The organism is Johnsonella ignava ATCC 51276 (genome assembly GCF_000235445.1).
GTDB classification, from domain to species: domain Bacteria; phylum Bacillota; class Clostridia; order Lachnospirales; family Lachnospiraceae; genus Johnsonella; species Johnsonella ignava.
On sequence record NZ_JH378830.1, the window covers coordinates 137605 to 156228 of the forward strand.

The following is an 18624-nucleotide window of genomic DNA, read 5'->3' on the forward strand; positions in this document are numbered from 1 at the left end:
TGAAAAATGTCATAATAATGCGTGATTTTGGCAGTTAAATTTATCTGCTGAAATATTTGTTTTAAAATTAAATTTTTACAAAATTCAGGAGGAAATTCAAATGGCAACAAAGGCTTATTATCCTATAAGTGAAATAGGTGCCGGCAAAGTAGGTTTTTCAAAGACAAGAAGTATTATTGAAACTGCATTTTACGGTAATAATGTTATTAAAATAAATACTCTGAAAGAGGCATATGAACTGGCAAAGGACTCACCGGGAACTGTAATTACAGACATGCCTGTTTATCGGGGTGAAGAATTTGGACTTGACCGTGATGCAAAGGTTTTATTATTTAATGATGGTGCTATCACAGGTCGATATGCAACTGCCAGGAGAATTGCAGGTGAACCGGGAGTTGACTGTGCTGAACTTGATAAGGTGGCTATGGATGCAATATATCGTTCAAGATGGAAAACTCTTTATCATGCACAGGTGTATGTAGGACTCGATCCTGAATTTATGGTAAAAGCTCATCTTCTTATACCTGAAGGAGAGGAGAATATACTGTATAACTGGATGCTTAATTTCCAGTATATGTCAGATTTTTATGTAAAGATGTATAATAATTCAAAACCGGTAGGCGATGGAAAAGAGCCTGATATATATATTTTTTCCGATCCTCAGTGGTGCGGTTCGGATAGTCCCACAGTAAGCATGGACTGCCTAAGCGATCCTGAGAAAAAGACATTATGCTATTTTAATACTGATGAAAATTGTGCCTGTATACTTGGAATGAAGTATTTCGGAGAGCATAAAAAGGGTACTCTTACTATGGCATGGGCTATCGCTGACAGAAATGGCTATGCATCATGTCATGGAGGTCAAAAACGATATAACCTTAAAGGAGGAAAAACCTATGTAGCTTCGGCATTCGGACTTTCAGGTTCAGGCAAATCAACAATCACACATGCAAAGCATGGCGGTAAATATGATATAACCGTGCTTCATGACGATGCTTTTATAATAAATACAGATACATGTGCTTCGATAGCTATGGAACCGTCCTATTTTGACAAAACCAATGACTATCCGACCGGCTGTCCTGACAATACCTATCTTTTAACTGTGCAGAATGTTGCTGCGACTATGGATGAAGACGGTAAAGTACAGATAGTTACAGAGGATATAAGAAATGGAAACGGGCGTGCTATAAAATCCAAGCTTTGGAGTCCTAACAGGGTTGACAGGCTTGAAGAACCTGTAAATGCAATTTTCTGGATTATGAAGGATCCTACTATACCGCCTGTAGTAAAGCTTAAAGGCAGTGCACTTGCTTCAGTGATGGGTGCTACGCTTGCTACAAAGAGAAGCACTGCGGAGCGACTGGCTCCGGGAGCGGATCCTGATGCCCTTGTGGTAGTTCCTTATGCCAATCCTTTCAGAACCTATCCTCTTGCAAATGATTATGAAAAATTTAAAAAGCTTGTTGAGGTTAAACATGTGGATTGCTTTATAATAAATACCGGTGATTTCATGGATAAAAAGGTAAAACCGTCTGATACTCTCGGTATTATTGAACAGATAATAGAGGGCAGTGCCGAATTTAAACCGTGGGCTTCATTTTCAGATATAGATATACTGGATTGGGAGGGTTTTGTTCCCGATATGAAAGATGAAACATATCTTAAACAGCTTAGAGCACGTATGAAGGACAGGGTTGAGTTTATAAAAAAACTTGAAACTGTAAAGGGAGGTTATGATAAACTTCCGAAAGAGGCGCTTGAAGCAATTGAAAAAGTTTTTAATGAATGTAGATGATAAAAACTGAGCATATATTATTTGACCTTGACGGAACCATCACAAAGTCTTATTTTGGTATAACACGTTCAGTGCAGAAAGCTCTTGAGTATTTCGGTATAGTTGAGGAAGATAATTCAAAGCTGATTAAATTTGTAGGTCCTCCTCTGCGTGAGAGCTTTATTAAATACTATAACTTTAATGATGATATGTATGTTAAGGCATTAAAGATTTTTAAAGAATATTATTCAGTCAAGGGTATTTTTGAAAGCGAACTCTATGACGGTATAGAACATATGCTTTCAAAGCTTTCCTTAAAAGGCAGCCGTCTTTATATTGCAACTTCAAAACCTGAAGATGAGGCGGTAAGAGTACTTAAGCATTTTAATCTATATAAGTATTTTGATTTTGTAGGCGGCTCTGACGGAGATTACAATACAAGCCGTTCTACAAAAGCTGCTGTTATAAGTTATGTGCTTGACTATATAAAAGGAAATTTTCCGGAGGATACTATTAAAGAAAAAACTGTAATGGTAGGGGACAGAATGCATGATATAGAGGGAGCTGAAAGTAACGGACTTTTCAGTGTAGGAGTGCTTTATGGTTATGGCAGTCTTGAAGAGCTTAAGGCTGCCGGTGCAGACCGTATCTGTAATGATATAGACTCGCTTTCAGAATTTTTGCTGAAAAATATATCAGATGTATAAGCTTAACATTATTTAGAATTAGGAGATAAATGTATGGTTAAGGCTTCAGACCTGCTTAATATAAGGTATTATGATTATGGGCAGCCTTTTTCAGGCAGTTATAAAGGTATAAGGTACAGGATTTCCAGAGAACCGCTTGAAGATGTCTCACATACACCACAGGATAAAAGAGGTGAAGAAAGGCTGAAACTCTGTATATGGGATGAGCCGTTGAGCTTTGAAAAAACAGATCATAGTCTTATCAGGGAAAGCTTTTATGAATATTCAAATAGTGGACTTGAGCTTATAGCAGGTTATTTAAATACCGTTAATGGATGATATGTTTTTATAGCACTATGATTTCATGAAAATACTTATATTTAGATATATATAGTTTAGTCCGGTATTAAATATCTTTATGCATATCGACGGATTATAAATGTATGAATGTAGTATTTTGTTGCAAGTCAATGTTTTTAATATAAAACATTGACTTGCATTCAATTCAGTGTTATAAAATAATTGTTACCTGTAATTTTCATTATTATGACTGGGAGATAATGAATTGTTTTTTAAAGTAAGAGAGGTTATATTTTAATGAAAGAAAGAAAAATCAGACTTAAAACTGTTCAGGATGCGAAAGACTTTGTTGCAAAAGCGGTTAAATGCGACTTTGACATTGATGTTCACTTTAACAGTAGTTTTATTATTGACGGAAAGTCTATATTAGGCGTGCTCAGCCTTGATCTAAAGAATGTTCTTACTATCAGATATTTTGGAGACAATAGTGATTTTGAGACATTCCTTGACTTACATGATGCATCAAGAGATTCGGCTGCATAAAGAACATAAAGATAAATATGGAGGTGTTGCAAAATCACCGAAAAAGGGTGCCACCTCCCTCCTTTAGGTAAAATTGGAAGAAAATCTACATTTATCGGTTTTCTTTCGATTTTTTATTTTTACAAAAAATGAGCTGCTGATCCATAGATTTCTCATCTATTTTACAGCAGCTCTATTAAAAATATCGAATACACTATCTGAGATTACTTTGTGCCGAAAATTCTGTCTCCGGCATCACCGAGTCCAGGGCATATATAAGCATCTTTATTCAGTACCCTGTCAAGACATCCTATATATATCTGGATATCGGGATGGGACTTCTGCAGCTTTTTAAGCCCTTCAGGTGCAGCTATTATACACATAAATTTAATCTTCATACCGCCATGTGATTTAATCTGACTTATAGCATCAACTGCCGAACCTCCTGTAGCAAGCATAGGATCGGTTACCACTATAACTCTTTCCTCTATCGGACTTGGGAGTTTACAGTAATATTCATGTGGAAGGTGTGTGATTTCATCACGATAAATCCCTATATGACCTACTTTAGCATTTGGAACAAGTGCAAGTATGCCGTCAACCATACCCAGCCCTGCACGCAGTATAGGCACTATCGCAAGTTTTCTGCCCGATATAATAGGAGATTTGCAGGTCTCAATAGGTGTTTGGACTTCAATATCCTCAACAGGAAGATCTCTTAATGCCTCATACCCCATAAGCATTGAAATTTCACCTACAAGTGAACGAAATTCACTGGTTCCTGTTGACTGGTCTCTGAGCCTTGTGATCTTGTGCTTTATTAACGGATGATCATTGATAAAGACTTCATTACTTTCATACATGATATAGTTTACTCCTTGTAACTAAAAATTTTAAAGTATATAGCTGAATTTTATTTTGAACTGGGGGAAAATTTAACCAGTATATAATCTTCTGATGTATGATCAGTAGGTATACTTACATATACGTCTCCATTCTTTATATAACTGAAACTTTTTGGGAATATTTTTTTGCCGTTTTCAGTTTTAAGCGGAAAATCAGCTTCTGAAAAAAGTTTTGTATAGTAATCAATACCGGTATCAGCACGGTGCTGCATAAAATAATCTGATGCGGATTTATATGAGCTTACAATCTCTACATCATCTGAAAGCACATAGCCTGCTATAGTATACGGATCTGCAAAGTCTTTAAGTGAGAGATTTGCAGCATTATCAAGGTCTATGGTATTGGAATAGAATATATTTGTCTTATCAGTATCACTTGCCTTTTTCAGAGTTCCTGTATAGCTTATGCTTATACGTTTCCTGTCTGAGTTTATAATATTTGCTTTTATATCAAGAGTATCTTCAGTACTGTCTATTCCCATGGCATTTATAATGGATCTTGCATTGTCTTCAATAAGCCCATTGATTTTTGCAAGCTTTGAAGCATCATCAATTCCGCTTAAAACAGGATATTGTATTGAGGTTTTTCCCTCAGTGAAGTTTTTCAGCGTGGATTTTACAGAGACTGATGATTCTTTTGAGGTGGTTTTAGAGCTGTTTTTTGTATCTGAAGATTTACTCTCCGATTTTTTTATATCGGAACTGTCAGATGATTTTGTTTGTGCCATTGTTTCTTTTGATGTGGAAGCTGAACTTTGCTGTACAGATACTGAAGTATCAGTTGCTTTAGTATCTGCTGCTTCATGCTGTTTACATGCACCAAGTGAAATGCCTGATAATCCTAAAAATATAATCATAAGAGAGCTTTTAATAAGTTTCGGATTTATTGATTTCATATATATGCTAATATTAGTGAAAAATCCATTATTACAGGCATAATCACGTCTTTTTTTAAATTTAAACATCTTTACCTCCATGATTTTATAAATTTGAATATATACTATTATACAGTATTTAAGGATGTATGTCTTTATAAAATTTTAAAGTTCTAACTTTTAAGAGTTTCTTGTATGTGTTTTGTTTTGCCGGTTAAAATTATACTTAGTAAGTTTAAGTCTTGAAAAAAGCTGCTTGAGAGCGTATAATCGTGCTGTAAATCAGTATTTTGGAAGGTATTTATTTTATTATGAGAATGGCGAGTATAGCGAGCGGAAGTAGCGGAAATGCAACATTTATAGAGGCTGAAAACACTTCCGTATTGATAGATGCCGGAGTAAGCAGCCGTAGGCTTGAGAAGTCAATTAAAGAGCTTGGAAGTGAGGCGCAAAGGCTTGATGCGGTTTTTATAACACATGAACACAGTGATCATATACAGGGGCTTAAAATATTTTCAAAAAAATACGGTATACCTGTTTATGCCTCAAACGGAACTATAAAAGCATTGCTTGAAACGGATATAATGAAAGGTATGGAAAATCTGCTTTTACCTTTAAAGGCAGGTAATGAAATAAAAATTAAAGATATGACTGTAAGTGCTTTTGCAATAGATCATGATGCGAATGAACCGCTTGCATACAGGATAAGTTCAAAAGATAAAAAAGTTGCAGTTGCAACCGATATGGGTCATTTTGATGAAAATATAGTTGAAAACTTAAAGTACCTTGATGCGGTTTTAATAGAGGCGAATCATGATGTAAGGATGCTTGAAACAGGTCCGTATCCGTACAAACTTAAAAGGCGTATATTAAGCGATAAAGGACATCTTTCAAATGAAAATGCCGGTAGACTTTTATGCAGTATAGTTCATAACAGACTTAAAAAGGTGTTTTTAGGGCATTTAAGCAAACATAATAATTATCCGCAGCTTGCCTATGAAGCGGTAAAATGTGAGATAGAACTTTTAAAAGGCGGCATATATGCGGATGATTTATCTATTGAAGTGGCTTCAGGAGACTGCCTGTCATGTGTGGCACAGATATAATTTTTATACAAACTCATAGAAGATATTTTTTTGATAAAAATGTTGTAATTACAATATACTTGTTGTAATCAATCTGATATAATGAGTATGTATTAAAACAGAGGGTTACTTAAGTAGACATAAGATTTAATGCATTATTTTTAAAAAGAGCTTTGATTCTTATCAGTTTGTTTTATTACCTGACTTATAAGCTTTACATTGGCAGATAATATGCCTAAAAGTATATGGCATATGCACAAGCAGTAAAATAAATAAAGGTATGAGGAGGTTTCCGTATGGAGAATATGAGAAAATATTTATCCGATATTGATGAAGATAAATTAAAAGTAGTCATGAGAGTTAAGAATGCCTATAGCGAAGGCAGGATGAGTCTTGAAGATGCAAAAAAAGAGCTTAAGGAAAAAGTAAAAACATTAAGACCGTATGAAATAGCAATAGCGGAACAGGATCATAGGGAATTTGAAGATGAGATCTGCCGTAAAGAGGATATACAGCAGATGATGGAGCTTTTTGAGGATATAATGGATGATTCACAGCCGGATCTTCCCGTTGATCATCCTATAATGTGCTATTATCGTGAGAATAATGCTTTCAGAAAAGTTCTTAAGGAGATTGAAGATCTTGTACAGTATCCTGTGATTAAAAATCAATGGTATGAAATATATGACAAACTTGCATGTTACAGAACACATCTCCAAAGAAAACAGATGCAGCTGTATTCTATGCTTGAAAAAAAAGGTTTTGACAGACCTACTACAACTATGTGGCTGCTTGATGATTTTATAAGAGATGAGATAAGTGATGTACGCAGGCTGCTTGATGAGGATAAAGATGAAGAATTTATAAGCAAACAGCAGATGATAATAGATGATATACTTGATTTAATGTCAAAGGAAGAAAGTATACTTTATCCCACCTCACTGGCTATGATAAGTCCTGAAGAATTTGAAGAAATGAAGTCCGGCGATAGAGAGATAGGGTTTGCACTTATAGATGTTCAAAACAGTGAAAACAAGAGTTCAAAGCCTGTACAGCAGGCATCTGATGCCGCTTCAGGTGGAGACAGTTTATCATTTGCCCAGGATCTTGCAAAGCTTTTAAGCAGGCACGGTTATCAGTCGGATGATAATAAAATCCTTGATGTGGCTACCGGAAAGCTTACTCTTGAACAGATTAACCTTATATATAAGCATATGCCGGTTGATCTTGCCTATGTTGATGAAAATGAACTGGTTAAATTTTATACCGATACAAACCATAGGGTTTTTCCAAGAAGTAAAAATGTCATTGGAAGAGATGTAAAAAATTGCCATCCAAAGACCAGTGTACATATAGTTGAAGAGATTATTGAAAAATTCAGGAGCGGAAAAGAAAGCTTTACAGAATTTTGGATAAATAAACCGGATCTCTTTATTTATATATGTTATGTTGCTGTAAGAGATGAAAACGGCAAATTTAAGGGAGTACTTGAAATGATGCAGGACTGCACACATATAAGAAGTCTTACAGATTCCCGTACACTGCTTACATGGGAGGCGGCAAATGCGGATGCTGATTATGGAGCAGACGGTAATTCAGGTAAAAATAAAGAAGAAAATAATAAAGAAAAAGGAGAAGAAAATATGAGCGGAAATGGTAAGGATATTAAGTTGGAGCTTGGTACAAAGCTGTCTGATTTGCTTTTGGCATATCCATGGTTAAAAGATGAGCTTCCAAAAATTAATTCCAAATTTGAACTTTTAAATTCACCACTTGCAAGAGTGATGATTCCTAAAGCAACTATTGAAATGATGGCTGATAGGGGAGATATGAAGGTTGAAGACCTGATAAATGCAATTCAGGCTAAAATAGATGAAAAAAAATAAGTGAAGCACTTAATAAGCATTTCACTTATATATAATAGCTTATAAAGGCAGGGATAATAATCAGTATATTATTGTAAAATATCCCTGCCGATTTTTTATTTTTAAAATCAAACTCGATCATTGTGCTTGAGGCTTTAAGTAATATATGTTAAAATCAAGTCCGCAGTATCTGTATGTCAATACGACATCAGGCGACTGATACAGTAAAATAATTGTAACAAAATATACATAATGGTATATTGTATTCTATGGCATATTTGCCTGAAAGAGGATAATGATGATATTAGCCGTTGACATGGGAAATACCAATATAGTTGTAGGAGGAATTGATGAAAAAAATATATATTTTCTTGAAAGAATAACCACAGATAGGGCTAAAACCGATCTTGAGTATGCAGTAAGTATAAAAAGCATACTTGAGATACATAAGCTGACTTCAAAAGATATAGAGGGGGTTATAGTATCAAGTGTAGTTCCACCTCTAAATACGGTTTTAGCTTCTGCGGTAAAAAAGATTGCAGGCATTGACTGCATTATGGTAAGCCATATGATGAAGCTTGCAGGACTTAGCATAAAAACAGATAATCCCGATATGGTAGGAAATGATCTTATAGTAGCTTCAGTAGCCGCATTAAGCTGTTATCGGCTCCCGCTTGCAGTCATTGATTTGGGGACTGCCACTACTATATGTGTGATTGATTCCCATAAAAATTATCTTGGCGGAGTTATACATCCGGGGCTTAGAATTTCACTTGATACTTTAAGTTCAAAAACTGCTCAGTTGCCATTTATAGAGCTTGAACATCCCGGAAAGATAATAGCATCAAATACCGTTGACAGCATGAGAAGCGGTATACTTTACGGTCATGCGGGCATGATTGACGGATGTATAGACCATATGGAGGCTGAACTGGGAGAAAAGCTTACAGTTGTTGCTACCGGAGGGCTGGCACGTTTTGTAATACCTATATGCAGACATGATATTACAATAGATGATAACCTTTTGTTAAAAGGACTTTTAGTATTATATAGAGAAAATACTATGCAGTCATAGATTTTAAAATATAAATTTAAATAAAGAGAGAATAATTGATGTTTAAAAATGTAATTTTAGGAGTAAGCGGAGGAATTGCCGCATATAAGTCGGCATATCTTGCAAGCATGCTTGTGAAGCTTGGAGCCCAAGTACATGTTATAATGACTAAAAATGCCTGTAATTTTATAAATCCTATTACATTTGAAGCACTGACTTCAAATAAATGCATTACAGATACATTTGACAGGAATCATGATTTTAAGATTGAACATGTAAGTCTTGCAAAAAAAGCCGATATATGTGTAATAGCACCTGCCACTGCAAATACTATAGGTAAACTGGCAAACGGAATGGCTGATGATATGCTCACTACAACTGTACTTGCATGTAAATGTCCTGTAATTGTGGCACCTGCCATGAACACCAGTATGTATGAAAATCGCATAGTAAATGCAAATATTGAAAAACTTAAATCCCACGGATTTATAATTATAAATCCGGCAGGAGGAAGACTTGCATGTGGTGATATAGGTGTAGGTAAACTTCCTGATCCTGAGGAAATTCTGGAAAATATGCTGTATGAGGCAGGCTATAAAAAGGACCTTCTAGGGAAAAGTGTGCTTGTAACTGCAGGTCCAACACGTGAAGATATAGATCCTGTAAGGTTTATAAGCAACCACTCAACCGGAAAGATGGGAATGGAACTGGCAAGGGCAGCTTCACAAAGAGGGGCATCGGTTACGCTTATTTTAGGAGATACAAAACTTAAAGCACCTTTGCATGTAAACTGTATAAAGGTAGTTTCAGCTCTTGAGATGTTTAATGCGGTTAAAACCGAATACAAAAATTATGATATTATAATAAAGGCTGCGGCAGTTGCAGACTATCGTCCTAAGTACCCTGCCTCTGAAAAGATAAAAAAGACGGATACCGACGGTACTGTACATAACAATCTGAATCTTGAGCTTGAAAAAACTGATGATATACTTGAGTTTTTAGGAAATAATAAGACTAAAAATCAGTTTCTGTGCGGTTTTTCTATGGAAACTCAGGATGTTGTTGAAAATTCAAGAAAAAAACTTTACAAAAAAAATCTTGATATGATAGCGGCAAACAGTATAAAAGAAAAAGGAGCCGGTTTTGGAGTTGATACAAATATAATAACACTCATAACCCCTTCATATGATAAACAGCTTGGGTTTATGACGAAACAGGAGACCGCACATAGTATACTTGATGAAATTATAGAATGTACAAAGCGTGCCTGATATATAATTGTGTATGAAAATTATTTAAAATTTGAGGGATAATATAAATTGGATAAGAATTTAAATTTTGATGAAATTAAAAAAAGGCGGACATTTGCTATAATTAGCCATCCTGATGCCGGAAAGACCACACTTACAGAAAAGTTTTTGCTTTATGGCGGTGCTATAAAGCTTGCAGGCAGTGTAAAGGGAAGAAAAACTGCTAAATATGCGGTAAGCGACTGGATGGAAATAGAAAAGGAAAGGGGTATTTCGGTATCTTCGTCAGTAATGCAGTTTAATTTTGACGGCTACTGTATAAACATACTGGATACGCCCGGGCATCAGGACTTTTCGGAGGATACTTACAGGACACTTATGGCGGCTGATTCCGCAGTTATGGTTATAGATGGCGGAAAGGGTGTTGAAGCACAGACAATAAAGCTTTTTAAAGTCTGTGTGATGAGAAAAATACCTATATTCACGTTTATAAACAAGTTTGATAGAGAGGCAAAGGATCCTTTTGAACTGCTTGATGATATAGAAAGCGTGCTTGGTATAAGAACCTGCCCTATAAACTGGCCGGTAGGTTGTGGAAAGCGATTTAAAGGAGTATATGACAGAAGAAAAAAACATATGCTTTTATTTAAGGCGGCACAGGCAGGTATGAAAGAGGTTGAAACAAATGAACTTTCACTTGATGCTATACAGACAGTCATAGAAAAAGATTTTTATGATAAATTAATTGAAGATATGGAGCTTCTTGACGGTGCGAGTGATGAGCTTGATATGGATAAAGTTTCAGCAGGAGAGCTTTCACCTGTATTTTTCGGTTCGGCACTTACAAATTTCGGTGTAGAAACATTTTTAAAATACTTTCTGAATATGACTACATCACCGATTGGAAGAAATGCTAACGGCAGGATTATAGATCCTATGAAAGATTCTTTTTTTTCAGCCTTTGTGTTTAAAATACAAGCCAATATGAATAAAGCACATAGAGATAGAATTGCTTTTATAAGGATATGTTCCGGAAAATATATACCGGGTATGGAGGTATACCATTTTCAAGGAAATAAAAAGATAAGGATTAACCAGTCAACACAGATGATGGCTGATGAGAGAAAGATTGTTGAAGAAGCTTATGCCGGAGATATAATAGGAGTTTTTGATTCGGGTATATTTTCAATAGGTGATACTCTCTGTGCTGACGGTGAAAAAATACAATTTGAAGGTATACCCACATTTGCACCGGGATATTTTGCGAGAGTAAGGCAGATAGATACTATGAAACGAAAACAGTTTACAAAGGGTGTTTATCAGATTGCACAGGAAGGAGCCATACAGATATTTCAGGAATTTAATACCGGTATGGAGGAAATTATAGTCGGTGTAGTAGGCGAGCTTCAGTTTGAGGTTCTTACATACAGACTTAAAAGTGAATACAATGTGGAAGTAAAGCTCGACAGACTGCCTTATGAGCATATAAGATGGATTGAAAATCCGCTTGAGGTAGACATTGATAAGATCCAGGGAACCAGTGATATGAAAAAAATAAAGGATCTGAAAGACAGACCGCTTCTTATATTTATAAATCCATGGAGTATTCGCATGGTTGAAGAAAGAAATCCTAAGCTCAGATTAAGTGAGTTCGGAAGAGATTAATTTGTTTGCATTGTCTTAAAATTTTGAGGGTTTAAAAATTCTTGTTGGAAACAGTTTTTTTAATTTCTGCGAAATAATATTTTTTTTAATTTTTAATGCAATAAAATGGAATGTTCACGCATTATTATAGTGAAAGGATGATTAAAATGCTTAATTTTGTGATTGCCTTGGAAGAGGGGTCAAAAGCTCAGTCGACGGTGGATGACAAACTTATAGAAGATATCGCAGAGGGAAACATGGATGCACTGCGCAAACTGTATGAAACAGTGCATAAAACCATTTATGCATTTGCCCTTTCAATAACTAAAAATACTCATGATGCAGAGGATGTTTTGCAGGAAACCTTTTTAACAATTTATAATAAGGCTGTAAATTATAAACCTAAAAAAAACCTATGGCATGGATATTTACAATAGCAAAAAATCTTGCTCTTATGAAATTGAGATATAGTGCTAAAGCGGATATTACAGATGATATTGATACACATAATGAGGCTGAAATATCATTTTCATTTATTGAAGATGTTGAACAGCGTCTGATTGTAGAGACATCAATAAATAAGCTTGAAGAAGACGAGCGGATAATACTTATGCTGCATGCCGTGGGAGGGCTTAAAAACAGGGAAATAGCACAGTTGCTTGAAGTTCCTGTTAATACAGTGCTTTCAAAATACAATAGGACAATTAAAAAGATGCAGAAGTATCTGGAAAAGGAGGGCTTTTGATGATAAACCGTTTAAATAGGGATGAGATAGAAAAAAAGCTTGATGCTGCTGTATCGGATATGATACCTGAAGATATGTTTGAAAGAATTTCCAAGCAAATCGTTCCTGCAACGCAGGAAAGGACGACAACAGAGATGGCTAATAAAGACAATGTTATAAAAAACAAAAGTTTTATAAGAAGATTTACAGGTGTGGCAGCAGCTGCCTGCATATTGTTTATAGCAGGTATAATAGGAGTTCCGTATTACGGTAATAATTTTGTACCTGATTCCCATGTAGATATAGATGTAAATCCGGGAGTTGAGATTATTACAAATAAAAAAGATAAAGTTCTTGATGTGATTTCTACAAATGCCGATGGTGATAAGGTGATTGACGGTATGAAGCTTAAAAATACCGAACTCAAGGTGGCAGTAAATGCGATTATAGGTTCGATGGTGCAAAAAGGATATATGAACAGCGATAATACAGGCATTTTAGTAACAGTAAGAAATACTGATGAAAAGAAAGCACAAAAGGTAAGAGATGAGATAATAACCGATATTAATGCCGCACTTGATACAAATGAAGTGAATGCTTCAGTAATAAATCAGATGATTACAAATGATGTTGATGCACAAAAGTTTGCACGGGATAATAATATATCAATTGGAAAGGCGGTGTTTGTACTTAACCTTGCGGCAAAGGATCCTTCACTCGATCCAAAGCAGCTTGCATCAATGAAGCTTAGTGAGATAGCATCTCTTGTTTCACAAAAAGGTATAAATATAAGAGATATAGTTGACTATGATTCTGATGACAGTATATGGGAAAATATAGCGGATACTATAGAAGACATAAATGAGGATGCGAATGAAAATATAGGTAAAGCTGCTGATAGCACTACGGTTTCAAATAAAGATGCAACAGATGTAAATATTTCGTCTGAAACAGAAAGTCCCAAAAATGCGGTTATAACTACACAAAAAGCAAAACAGATAGCACTTGCACATGCCGGACTTTCAGAGGCTGATGTAAACTATGTAAAAGCTGAACTTGAAAACGATGATGGAGTACAGGTTTATGATATTGAATTTTACAGTAAAAATATAGAATATGATTATGATATAAATGCAGTAACCGGTGAAATTATGTCATTTGATCATGACATAGATGATTATAATATACCAAGTAAAGCCTCTAATGATAATAATGTACCGGTTTCTGAAACCGAAGCTGCACAGACTCAGCCGGCTGTAAAGTCATCACCGGCTCCTACAACTGCTGCAAAGTCAGGAAATATATCTAAGGAGCAGGCAAAGCAGATAGCACTTTCACATGCAGGCGTTTCGGCATCAAATGTACATTTTGAAAAGGTGGAGCTTGACCATGAAAATGGAATTTTGGTTTATGAAGTAGATTTTAAAAGTGGAAATATTGAATATGACTACGACATAAATGCATCAACCGGAGCGATAGTCTCATTTAGCTCAGAGGAAGATGATTAGTAGAAGTGCCAAAATAGGGTAGTGTAAGTAATAATGTGCTCTTGTCGCATTAAGGATACCAAAAGCTTTTATATTTGATACAAAAAACATATGATTAAACTATGGCAATATATAATGCTCCGCTATTTCAGTAGATTAGCGGAGCATTATTACGCATGAGATCAGGTGCGATTAAGCAGCTTCATAAAAGCGGATGTTCGGATTAGCAGACAGGATCGGCTTAAGTCCTTCTATTGTAAACCTTCGCTAATATATATTTTTTTAATATATATTTTTTTAAACATCTTGACACGGGACATTTAATTTGATACTATAAAGCAGTTGCAAAAGAAAAGCAGGTTCGCCCTCACCTCGGCATTTTGATGACCCGGGTAGATAATAGCATCATTATTATAAAATATAGCGGCATTTAGAGATTTATCTTTAAGTATTTTATTTAGTGGTCAGTATTTAAAGGCGGATAGTTTTTCTATCGGCTGTTTTTTATGTGTAAAATATAAAATTCTGCTGTAATCCCGATACCGCCATACAATTAATATAAGGCAAATAAGATGTTTAATTGGGAGAATAATATAAAACGGATTTTATATTTGATTTTATACATGAACGGCATAAATAAAAACATAGATGGAGGTGTACGGCAATTAGCGAATTATTGATTAACGAACAGATTAGGGCAAGAGAAGTGCGTCTTGTAGGGGAAGATGGCGAACAGCTTGGTATTGTGTCTATAAATACGGCTTTAGAAAAGGCGGAAGCTGCCGATAAGGATTTAGTGCTTATAGCACCTACGGCAAAGCCGCCCGTATGTAAGATTATAGATTACGGCAAGTACCGTTATGAACTTGCAAGAAAAGATAAGGAATCTAAAAAGAAGCAGAAGGTTATTGAGGTTAAGGAAGTTCGTTTATCACCAAATATTGATACTAATGACCTGAACACCAAGATAAGTGCAGCAAGAAAGTTTTTGGAAAAAGGAAATAAAGTAAAAATCACATTGAGATTCAGAGGCAGGGAGATGACCCGCATGTATAAATCAAAATATATACTTGATGATTTTGCCGCCTCTCTTTCAGATATTTCTTCTATCGAAAAACCTTCAAAAGCTGAGGGCAGGAGTCTTATTATGTTTTTATCGGCTAAAAAGTCTTAGTACAGGACTAAAACAGCTAATTATTGATTATTTAAAAGGAGGAACGTCATGCCAAAGATTAAAACTAAGAAAGCGGCAGCGAAGCGTTTTAAAGTTACAGGTACCGGTAAACTTGTCAGGAATAAAGCTAATAAATCACATATCTTAACTAAAAAGACAACAAAGAGGAAGAGAAATCTTAGAAAAGACATAGTTACCGATGCTTCAAATGCAAAGGTTATGAAGAAGATTTTACCCTATCTCTAAGTGGAAAGTTAAGGAGGAATAAGCAAAATGGCAAGAGTTAAAGGCGGATTAAACGCAAAAAAAAGACATAAAAGAGTGCTGAAGCTTGCAAAAGGTTATAGAGGGGCACGTTCAAAACAGTACAGGATTGCAAAACAGTCCGTTATGAGAGCGCTTACCAGTGCATACTCAGGAAGAAAAGAGAGAAAGAGGCAGTTTAGGCAGCTTTGGATTGCACGTATTAATGCAGCCGCAAGGATAAACGGTCTGTCATATTCAAGGTTTATGAACGGTCTTAGGATTTCAGGGATTGAACTTAACAGAAAAATACTTGCAGATCTGGCTGTAAACGATGCTGACGGTTTTAGAGAACTTGTCGAAACTGCGAAAAAAGCCGGTTCAGCTGTTTAAGTTAATACCGGAGCAATGCAGCAAAATCACAGGTATAATAAATTATAGAAAAATAAGTACATGACAGCAGTTACGGTTTGTGTTTTTTATTGTAGATTTACAAACCTGTATTGTTTAGATTGGAATTTAATTAAATTCAAAGGTTTTTTATATACCTTTATAACTGTAAGGGCTGTGGCATATGTATATGCTGCAGCTTTTTGTTTATTAATTTTTAAGTATAAATTCATATATTGGGGGTATAAGATGTTATTTGTACTTTTTTTGTTATTGTTTGCAGCAGTTATAATTCCGAAAATTTATTTTATTATGGAAGAAAACAGGAGAGTGAAACAGAATGTATCTAAAGTTTATAATAAAATAACCGAATCAAAGATTTCTGAAAATGAATATGATGTAATTATAAATGTCCCCGGCAGTACAGAAGCAGGGTTTAATATTTCCGCTTCAAGATTTGATGTAAAAGAACCCAGGGCGGTAGTTTATGTAGTACATGGTGCACTTGAACATAGAGGCCGTTACAGAGATTTTATAAAATTTTTGAATCAAGAGGGATTTGCAGCAGTAAGTGCTGATTGCAGAGGGCATGGTAAGAGCATAGACAGTAACTATCCTGCCGGATATATGAGAAGCCTTAATGAGATGATAGAGGATATGTATGCCGTAACGGAATACATAAAAAGTTCATATCCGAGCCTTGATATATATATGTTTGCACATTCAATGGGAAGTATGTTTGCAAGACATTATCTTGCCGGGCATGATATTGAAATAAAAAAACTGGTATTAAGTGGGGTTGTGGGTTATAAGGCTGCCTCTCCTATTGGAGTATGGATATCTGAATTTATAACATTTTATCGTGGAAAATACAGCCACAGTCTTACACTTGGTGCATTAAACGGGATGGAAGGCGAGGATAGATCGTGGATAAGCATAAATAAGAAAAATCTTGAAAATATAGAGAATGATCCGCTTGTACTTAAGGTTTTTAGGAATATGGCAGACAAGGTTGTATTTGAAGCAAATATGCGATTAGCTAAAGTAAAAAATTATAGAGCGATAAATACAGCATTAAAAATACTATGTATAAGCGGTGATCAGGATGGAGCGATAACAGGAGGAGAAAAAGGGTTATTATATACTACAAATTCATTGCACTCTATGGGTTACAGGAATGTAAAAAATATAGTTTATGAAAATATGAGGCATGAGGTTTTAAACGAAACCGACAACAAAAAGGTATATAATGATATTTTACAATTTTATAAAAAATAAAGAAAGAGCCTGCCGTGTATACTTTATGCGGCAGGCTCCTTTTATAAAATAGAAATAGATTATTTTACAGTGTAGCCGGCTGAAAGAAGACTTTCATCAAGGCTTTTAAAACTGTTGTTGTTAAGATCAAAACCTATATCTGAGAGTGTACCTGAAGGATCGGCAGACATCTTTTCTACATCAAATATAGTTGCCGATACAACTCCGGTATCGGTTACTTCCATTTTTATTGTGATGCCTTCAGCTGTTTCTTTCATAGCTGCGGCATTCATCTCATCGGCTTGTTTCTGAGCTTCTTCTTTATTTGAAGCACCGAGCGAGCCGTATCCCTTCATGATATATCTGTTTGATATAGTCAGTACCTTATCATCTTTATAAGTTATAGTCAGTTCAACATCAGGTATATCCGCCTTTACATAAGTTTTTGAAGCAGAGCCCGCTACAGAACTATTTTCAGCAGTTTTGTCATTTTGTGTTTTTGAATCTGAATTTTTATTTTCAGACATATTTGTGCTGCCGGCATCAGACATGCTCTCCTTTGGAGAACTACTTTGTGCAGTACTGCTGCCTTGGGAGCATCCTGCTATTACAGATGCTGCCATAAATACGGTAGCTGCGGTTAAAAATTTTTTCATAAAAACAAACTCCTTTATAAAATATTTTAATCGCCCCAACCCTCCCCAGTATGCAATAATGACAATTTTTTTAATCTGCCACAAGAGTAATTTACCAAATCTGCAATAAGGACGATTTACTCTGCAATGCTACCATTATAGTTAAAAAAAGTCAATTAAAAAAATATTAAACTTTTTTTTAATTGACTTTTATTGTAAATTTGTATGTTATATATTACTGGTAAAATGAAAAAGTTACTTCCAGTTATCTTTCCTTATCCTGATTTTAGTTTTTCAATAAGTACTTTATGAAAGACTTACTTCCGGCTATCCTATTACCTGTGATGTTCATAGGAGAAAGGATGACTATTATGAAAGCAAAACATTTAACTTTAGATGACAGGAAAGCCATTCAGGAAGGCATAGAAAGACGTCTTTCAAAAACTGCCATAGCTAAATCTATTTCCAAAGATCCTACTACTGTTGCCAAAGAAATAAAACTTCACAGAACAGTTAAACAGCGAAACCGTTTTAACTCTCCTGTCATGTGTGCTAAATTGAAAGAGTGCAAAAAACCACGTAAGTTCTGCTCGGAAAGCTGCATTGATTATGTAGAACAGCCTTGTACTATGCGTGACCGTTCCACAGGCGCATGTAATCATTGCGAAAAGATAAGCCGGTGCAGGCTTGACCATTACTTCTACAACGCAAATACTGCGCATGAAGCTTATCTGTTTCACCTTTCCGATTC

20 protein-coding genes are annotated in these 18624 nt (G+C 35.4%); 17 read left to right on the plus strand and 3 right to left on the minus strand.

Going from position 1 to position 18624, the window contains the following annotated elements; translation table 11 throughout:
- Positions 1 to 100: 100 nt before the first annotated feature.
- The 4 genes from HMPREF9333_RS03120 (at position 101) to HMPREF9333_RS03135 (ending at position 3306) form a co-directional block, all read left to right on the plus strand.
- Positions 101 to 1798 carry a phosphoenolpyruvate carboxykinase (ATP) gene (locus HMPREF9333_RS03120; protein ID WP_005539731.1) on the plus strand — a complete coding sequence of 566 codons (1698 nt, stop codon included), beginning with the start codon at positions 101 to 103 and terminating at the stop codon, positions 1796 to 1798.
- Positions 1795 to 2484, plus strand: coding sequence for an HAD hydrolase-like protein (locus HMPREF9333_RS03125; RefSeq protein ID WP_005539732.1), 690 nt, complete (start codon positions 1795 to 1797; stop codon positions 2482 to 2484). The genes HMPREF9333_RS03120 and HMPREF9333_RS03125 overlap by 4 nt, the downstream gene beginning before the upstream one ends.
- A gap of 33 nt (positions 2485 to 2517) precedes the next feature.
- Complete coding sequence (locus tag HMPREF9333_RS03130; protein ID WP_005539733.1) at positions 2518 to 2802, plus strand: hypothetical protein; 285 nt, start codon at positions 2518 to 2520, stop codon at positions 2800 to 2802.
- A gap of 258 nt (positions 2803 to 3060) precedes the next feature.
- Positions 3061 to 3306: an HPr family phosphocarrier protein gene (locus HMPREF9333_RS03135; RefSeq protein ID WP_005539734.1), complete on the plus strand. Its 246-nt coding sequence runs from the start codon at positions 3061 to 3063 to the stop codon at positions 3304 to 3306.
- A gap of 203 nt (positions 3307 to 3509) precedes the next feature.
- Here the strand turns inward: HMPREF9333_RS03135 and upp are convergent, their stop codons facing one another.
- Both upp and HMPREF9333_RS03145 read right to left on the minus strand, forming a co-directional pair.
- Positions 3510 to 4148 (minus strand): uracil phosphoribosyltransferase, encoded by a 639-nt coding sequence (gene upp / locus HMPREF9333_RS03140; RefSeq protein WP_005539735.1) that lies wholly within the window; start codon positions 4146 to 4148, stop codon positions 3510 to 3512.
- A gap of 50 nt (positions 4149 to 4198) precedes the next feature.
- Complete coding sequence (locus HMPREF9333_RS03145; RefSeq protein ID WP_050798094.1) at positions 4199 to 5155, minus strand: hypothetical protein; 957 nt, start codon at positions 5153 to 5155, stop codon at positions 4199 to 4201.
- 221 nt (positions 5156 to 5376) lie between these two features.
- Between HMPREF9333_RS03145 and HMPREF9333_RS03150 the strand changes: the two genes are divergently transcribed.
- From HMPREF9333_RS03150 to HMPREF9333_RS03200, 12 genes are all read left to right on the plus strand, one after another.
- Positions 5377 to 6171: an MBL fold metallo-hydrolase gene (locus HMPREF9333_RS03150; RefSeq protein WP_005539737.1), complete on the plus strand. Its 795-nt coding sequence runs from the start codon at positions 5377 to 5379 to the stop codon at positions 6169 to 6171.
- A gap of 275 nt (positions 6172 to 6446) precedes the next feature.
- Positions 6447 to 8036: a DUF438 domain-containing protein gene (locus tag HMPREF9333_RS03155; protein ID WP_005539738.1), complete on the plus strand. Its 1590-nt coding sequence runs from the start codon at positions 6447 to 6449 to the stop codon at positions 8034 to 8036.
- Positions 8037 to 8313: 277 nt separating this feature from the next.
- Positions 8314 to 9090, plus strand: a complete 777-nt coding sequence (locus HMPREF9333_RS03160; protein WP_005539739.1) for a type III pantothenate kinase — start codon at positions 8314 to 8316, stop codon at positions 9088 to 9090.
- Positions 9091 to 9128: 38 nt separating this feature from the next.
- Entirely contained in the window at positions 9129 to 10340 is a 1212-nt protein-coding gene (gene coaBC / locus HMPREF9333_RS03165; RefSeq protein ID WP_005539740.1) for a bifunctional phosphopantothenoylcysteine decarboxylase/phosphopantothenate--cysteine ligase CoaBC, read from the plus strand.
- A 48-nt stretch (positions 10341 to 10388) separates the two neighbouring features.
- Positions 10389 to 11984, plus strand: a complete 1596-nt coding sequence (locus HMPREF9333_RS03170; RefSeq protein ID WP_005539741.1) for a peptide chain release factor 3 — start codon at positions 10389 to 10391, stop codon at positions 11982 to 11984.
- Positions 11985 to 12130: 146 nt separating this feature from the next.
- The gene (locus HMPREF9333_RS13230; protein ID WP_005539742.1) at positions 12131 to 12400 is read left to right on the plus strand and encodes an RNA polymerase sigma factor; all 270 of its coding nucleotides are present in this window, start codon (positions 12131 to 12133) and stop codon (positions 12398 to 12400) included.
- Entirely contained in the window at positions 12379 to 12708 is a 330-nt protein-coding gene (locus HMPREF9333_RS13235; RefSeq protein WP_005539743.1) for an RNA polymerase sigma factor, read from the plus strand. Before HMPREF9333_RS13230 ends, HMPREF9333_RS13235 begins: the two co-directional genes overlap by 22 nt.
- The gene (locus HMPREF9333_RS03180) at positions 12708 to 14195 is read left to right on the plus strand and encodes a PepSY domain-containing protein (RefSeq protein ID WP_005539744.1); all 1488 of its coding nucleotides are present in this window, start codon (positions 12708 to 12710) and stop codon (positions 14193 to 14195) included. Before HMPREF9333_RS13235 ends, HMPREF9333_RS03180 begins: the two co-directional genes overlap by 1 nt.
- 655 nt (positions 14196 to 14850) lie before the next feature.
- On the plus strand, positions 14851 to 15348 hold the full coding sequence (gene infC, locus HMPREF9333_RS03185; protein ID WP_005539745.1) for a translation initiation factor IF-3: 498 nt from the start codon (positions 14851 to 14853) through the stop codon (positions 15346 to 15348).
- Positions 15349 to 15396: 48 nt separating this feature from the next.
- Entirely contained in the window at positions 15397 to 15594 is a 198-nt protein-coding gene (gene rpmI / locus HMPREF9333_RS03190; RefSeq protein ID WP_005539746.1) for a 50S ribosomal protein L35, read from the plus strand.
- A 27-nt stretch (positions 15595 to 15621) separates the two neighbouring features.
- On the plus strand, positions 15622 to 15984 hold the full coding sequence (gene rplT, locus HMPREF9333_RS03195) for a 50S ribosomal protein L20 (RefSeq protein ID WP_005539747.1): 363 nt from the start codon (positions 15622 to 15624) through the stop codon (positions 15982 to 15984).
- Between the two features lie 246 nt (positions 15985 to 16230).
- Positions 16231 to 17259 (plus strand): alpha/beta fold hydrolase, encoded by a 1029-nt coding sequence (locus tag HMPREF9333_RS03200; RefSeq protein ID WP_005539748.1) that lies wholly within the window; start codon positions 16231 to 16233, stop codon positions 17257 to 17259.
- Positions 17260 to 17318: 59 nt separating this feature from the next.
- On the opposite strand, the gene HMPREF9333_RS03205 is transcribed toward HMPREF9333_RS03200, so the two are convergent.
- The gene (locus tag HMPREF9333_RS03205; protein WP_005539749.1) at positions 17319 to 17894 is read right to left on the minus strand and encodes a DUF1307 domain-containing protein; all 576 of its coding nucleotides are present in this window, start codon (positions 17892 to 17894) and stop codon (positions 17319 to 17321) included.
- Positions 17895 to 18235: 341 nt separating this feature from the next.
- Here HMPREF9333_RS03205 and HMPREF9333_RS03210 point away from each other — a divergent pair.
- Positions 18236 to 18624 (plus strand): helix-turn-helix domain-containing protein (locus HMPREF9333_RS03210; protein WP_156797265.1); only part of this gene is annotated, 389 nt, incomplete at its 3' end.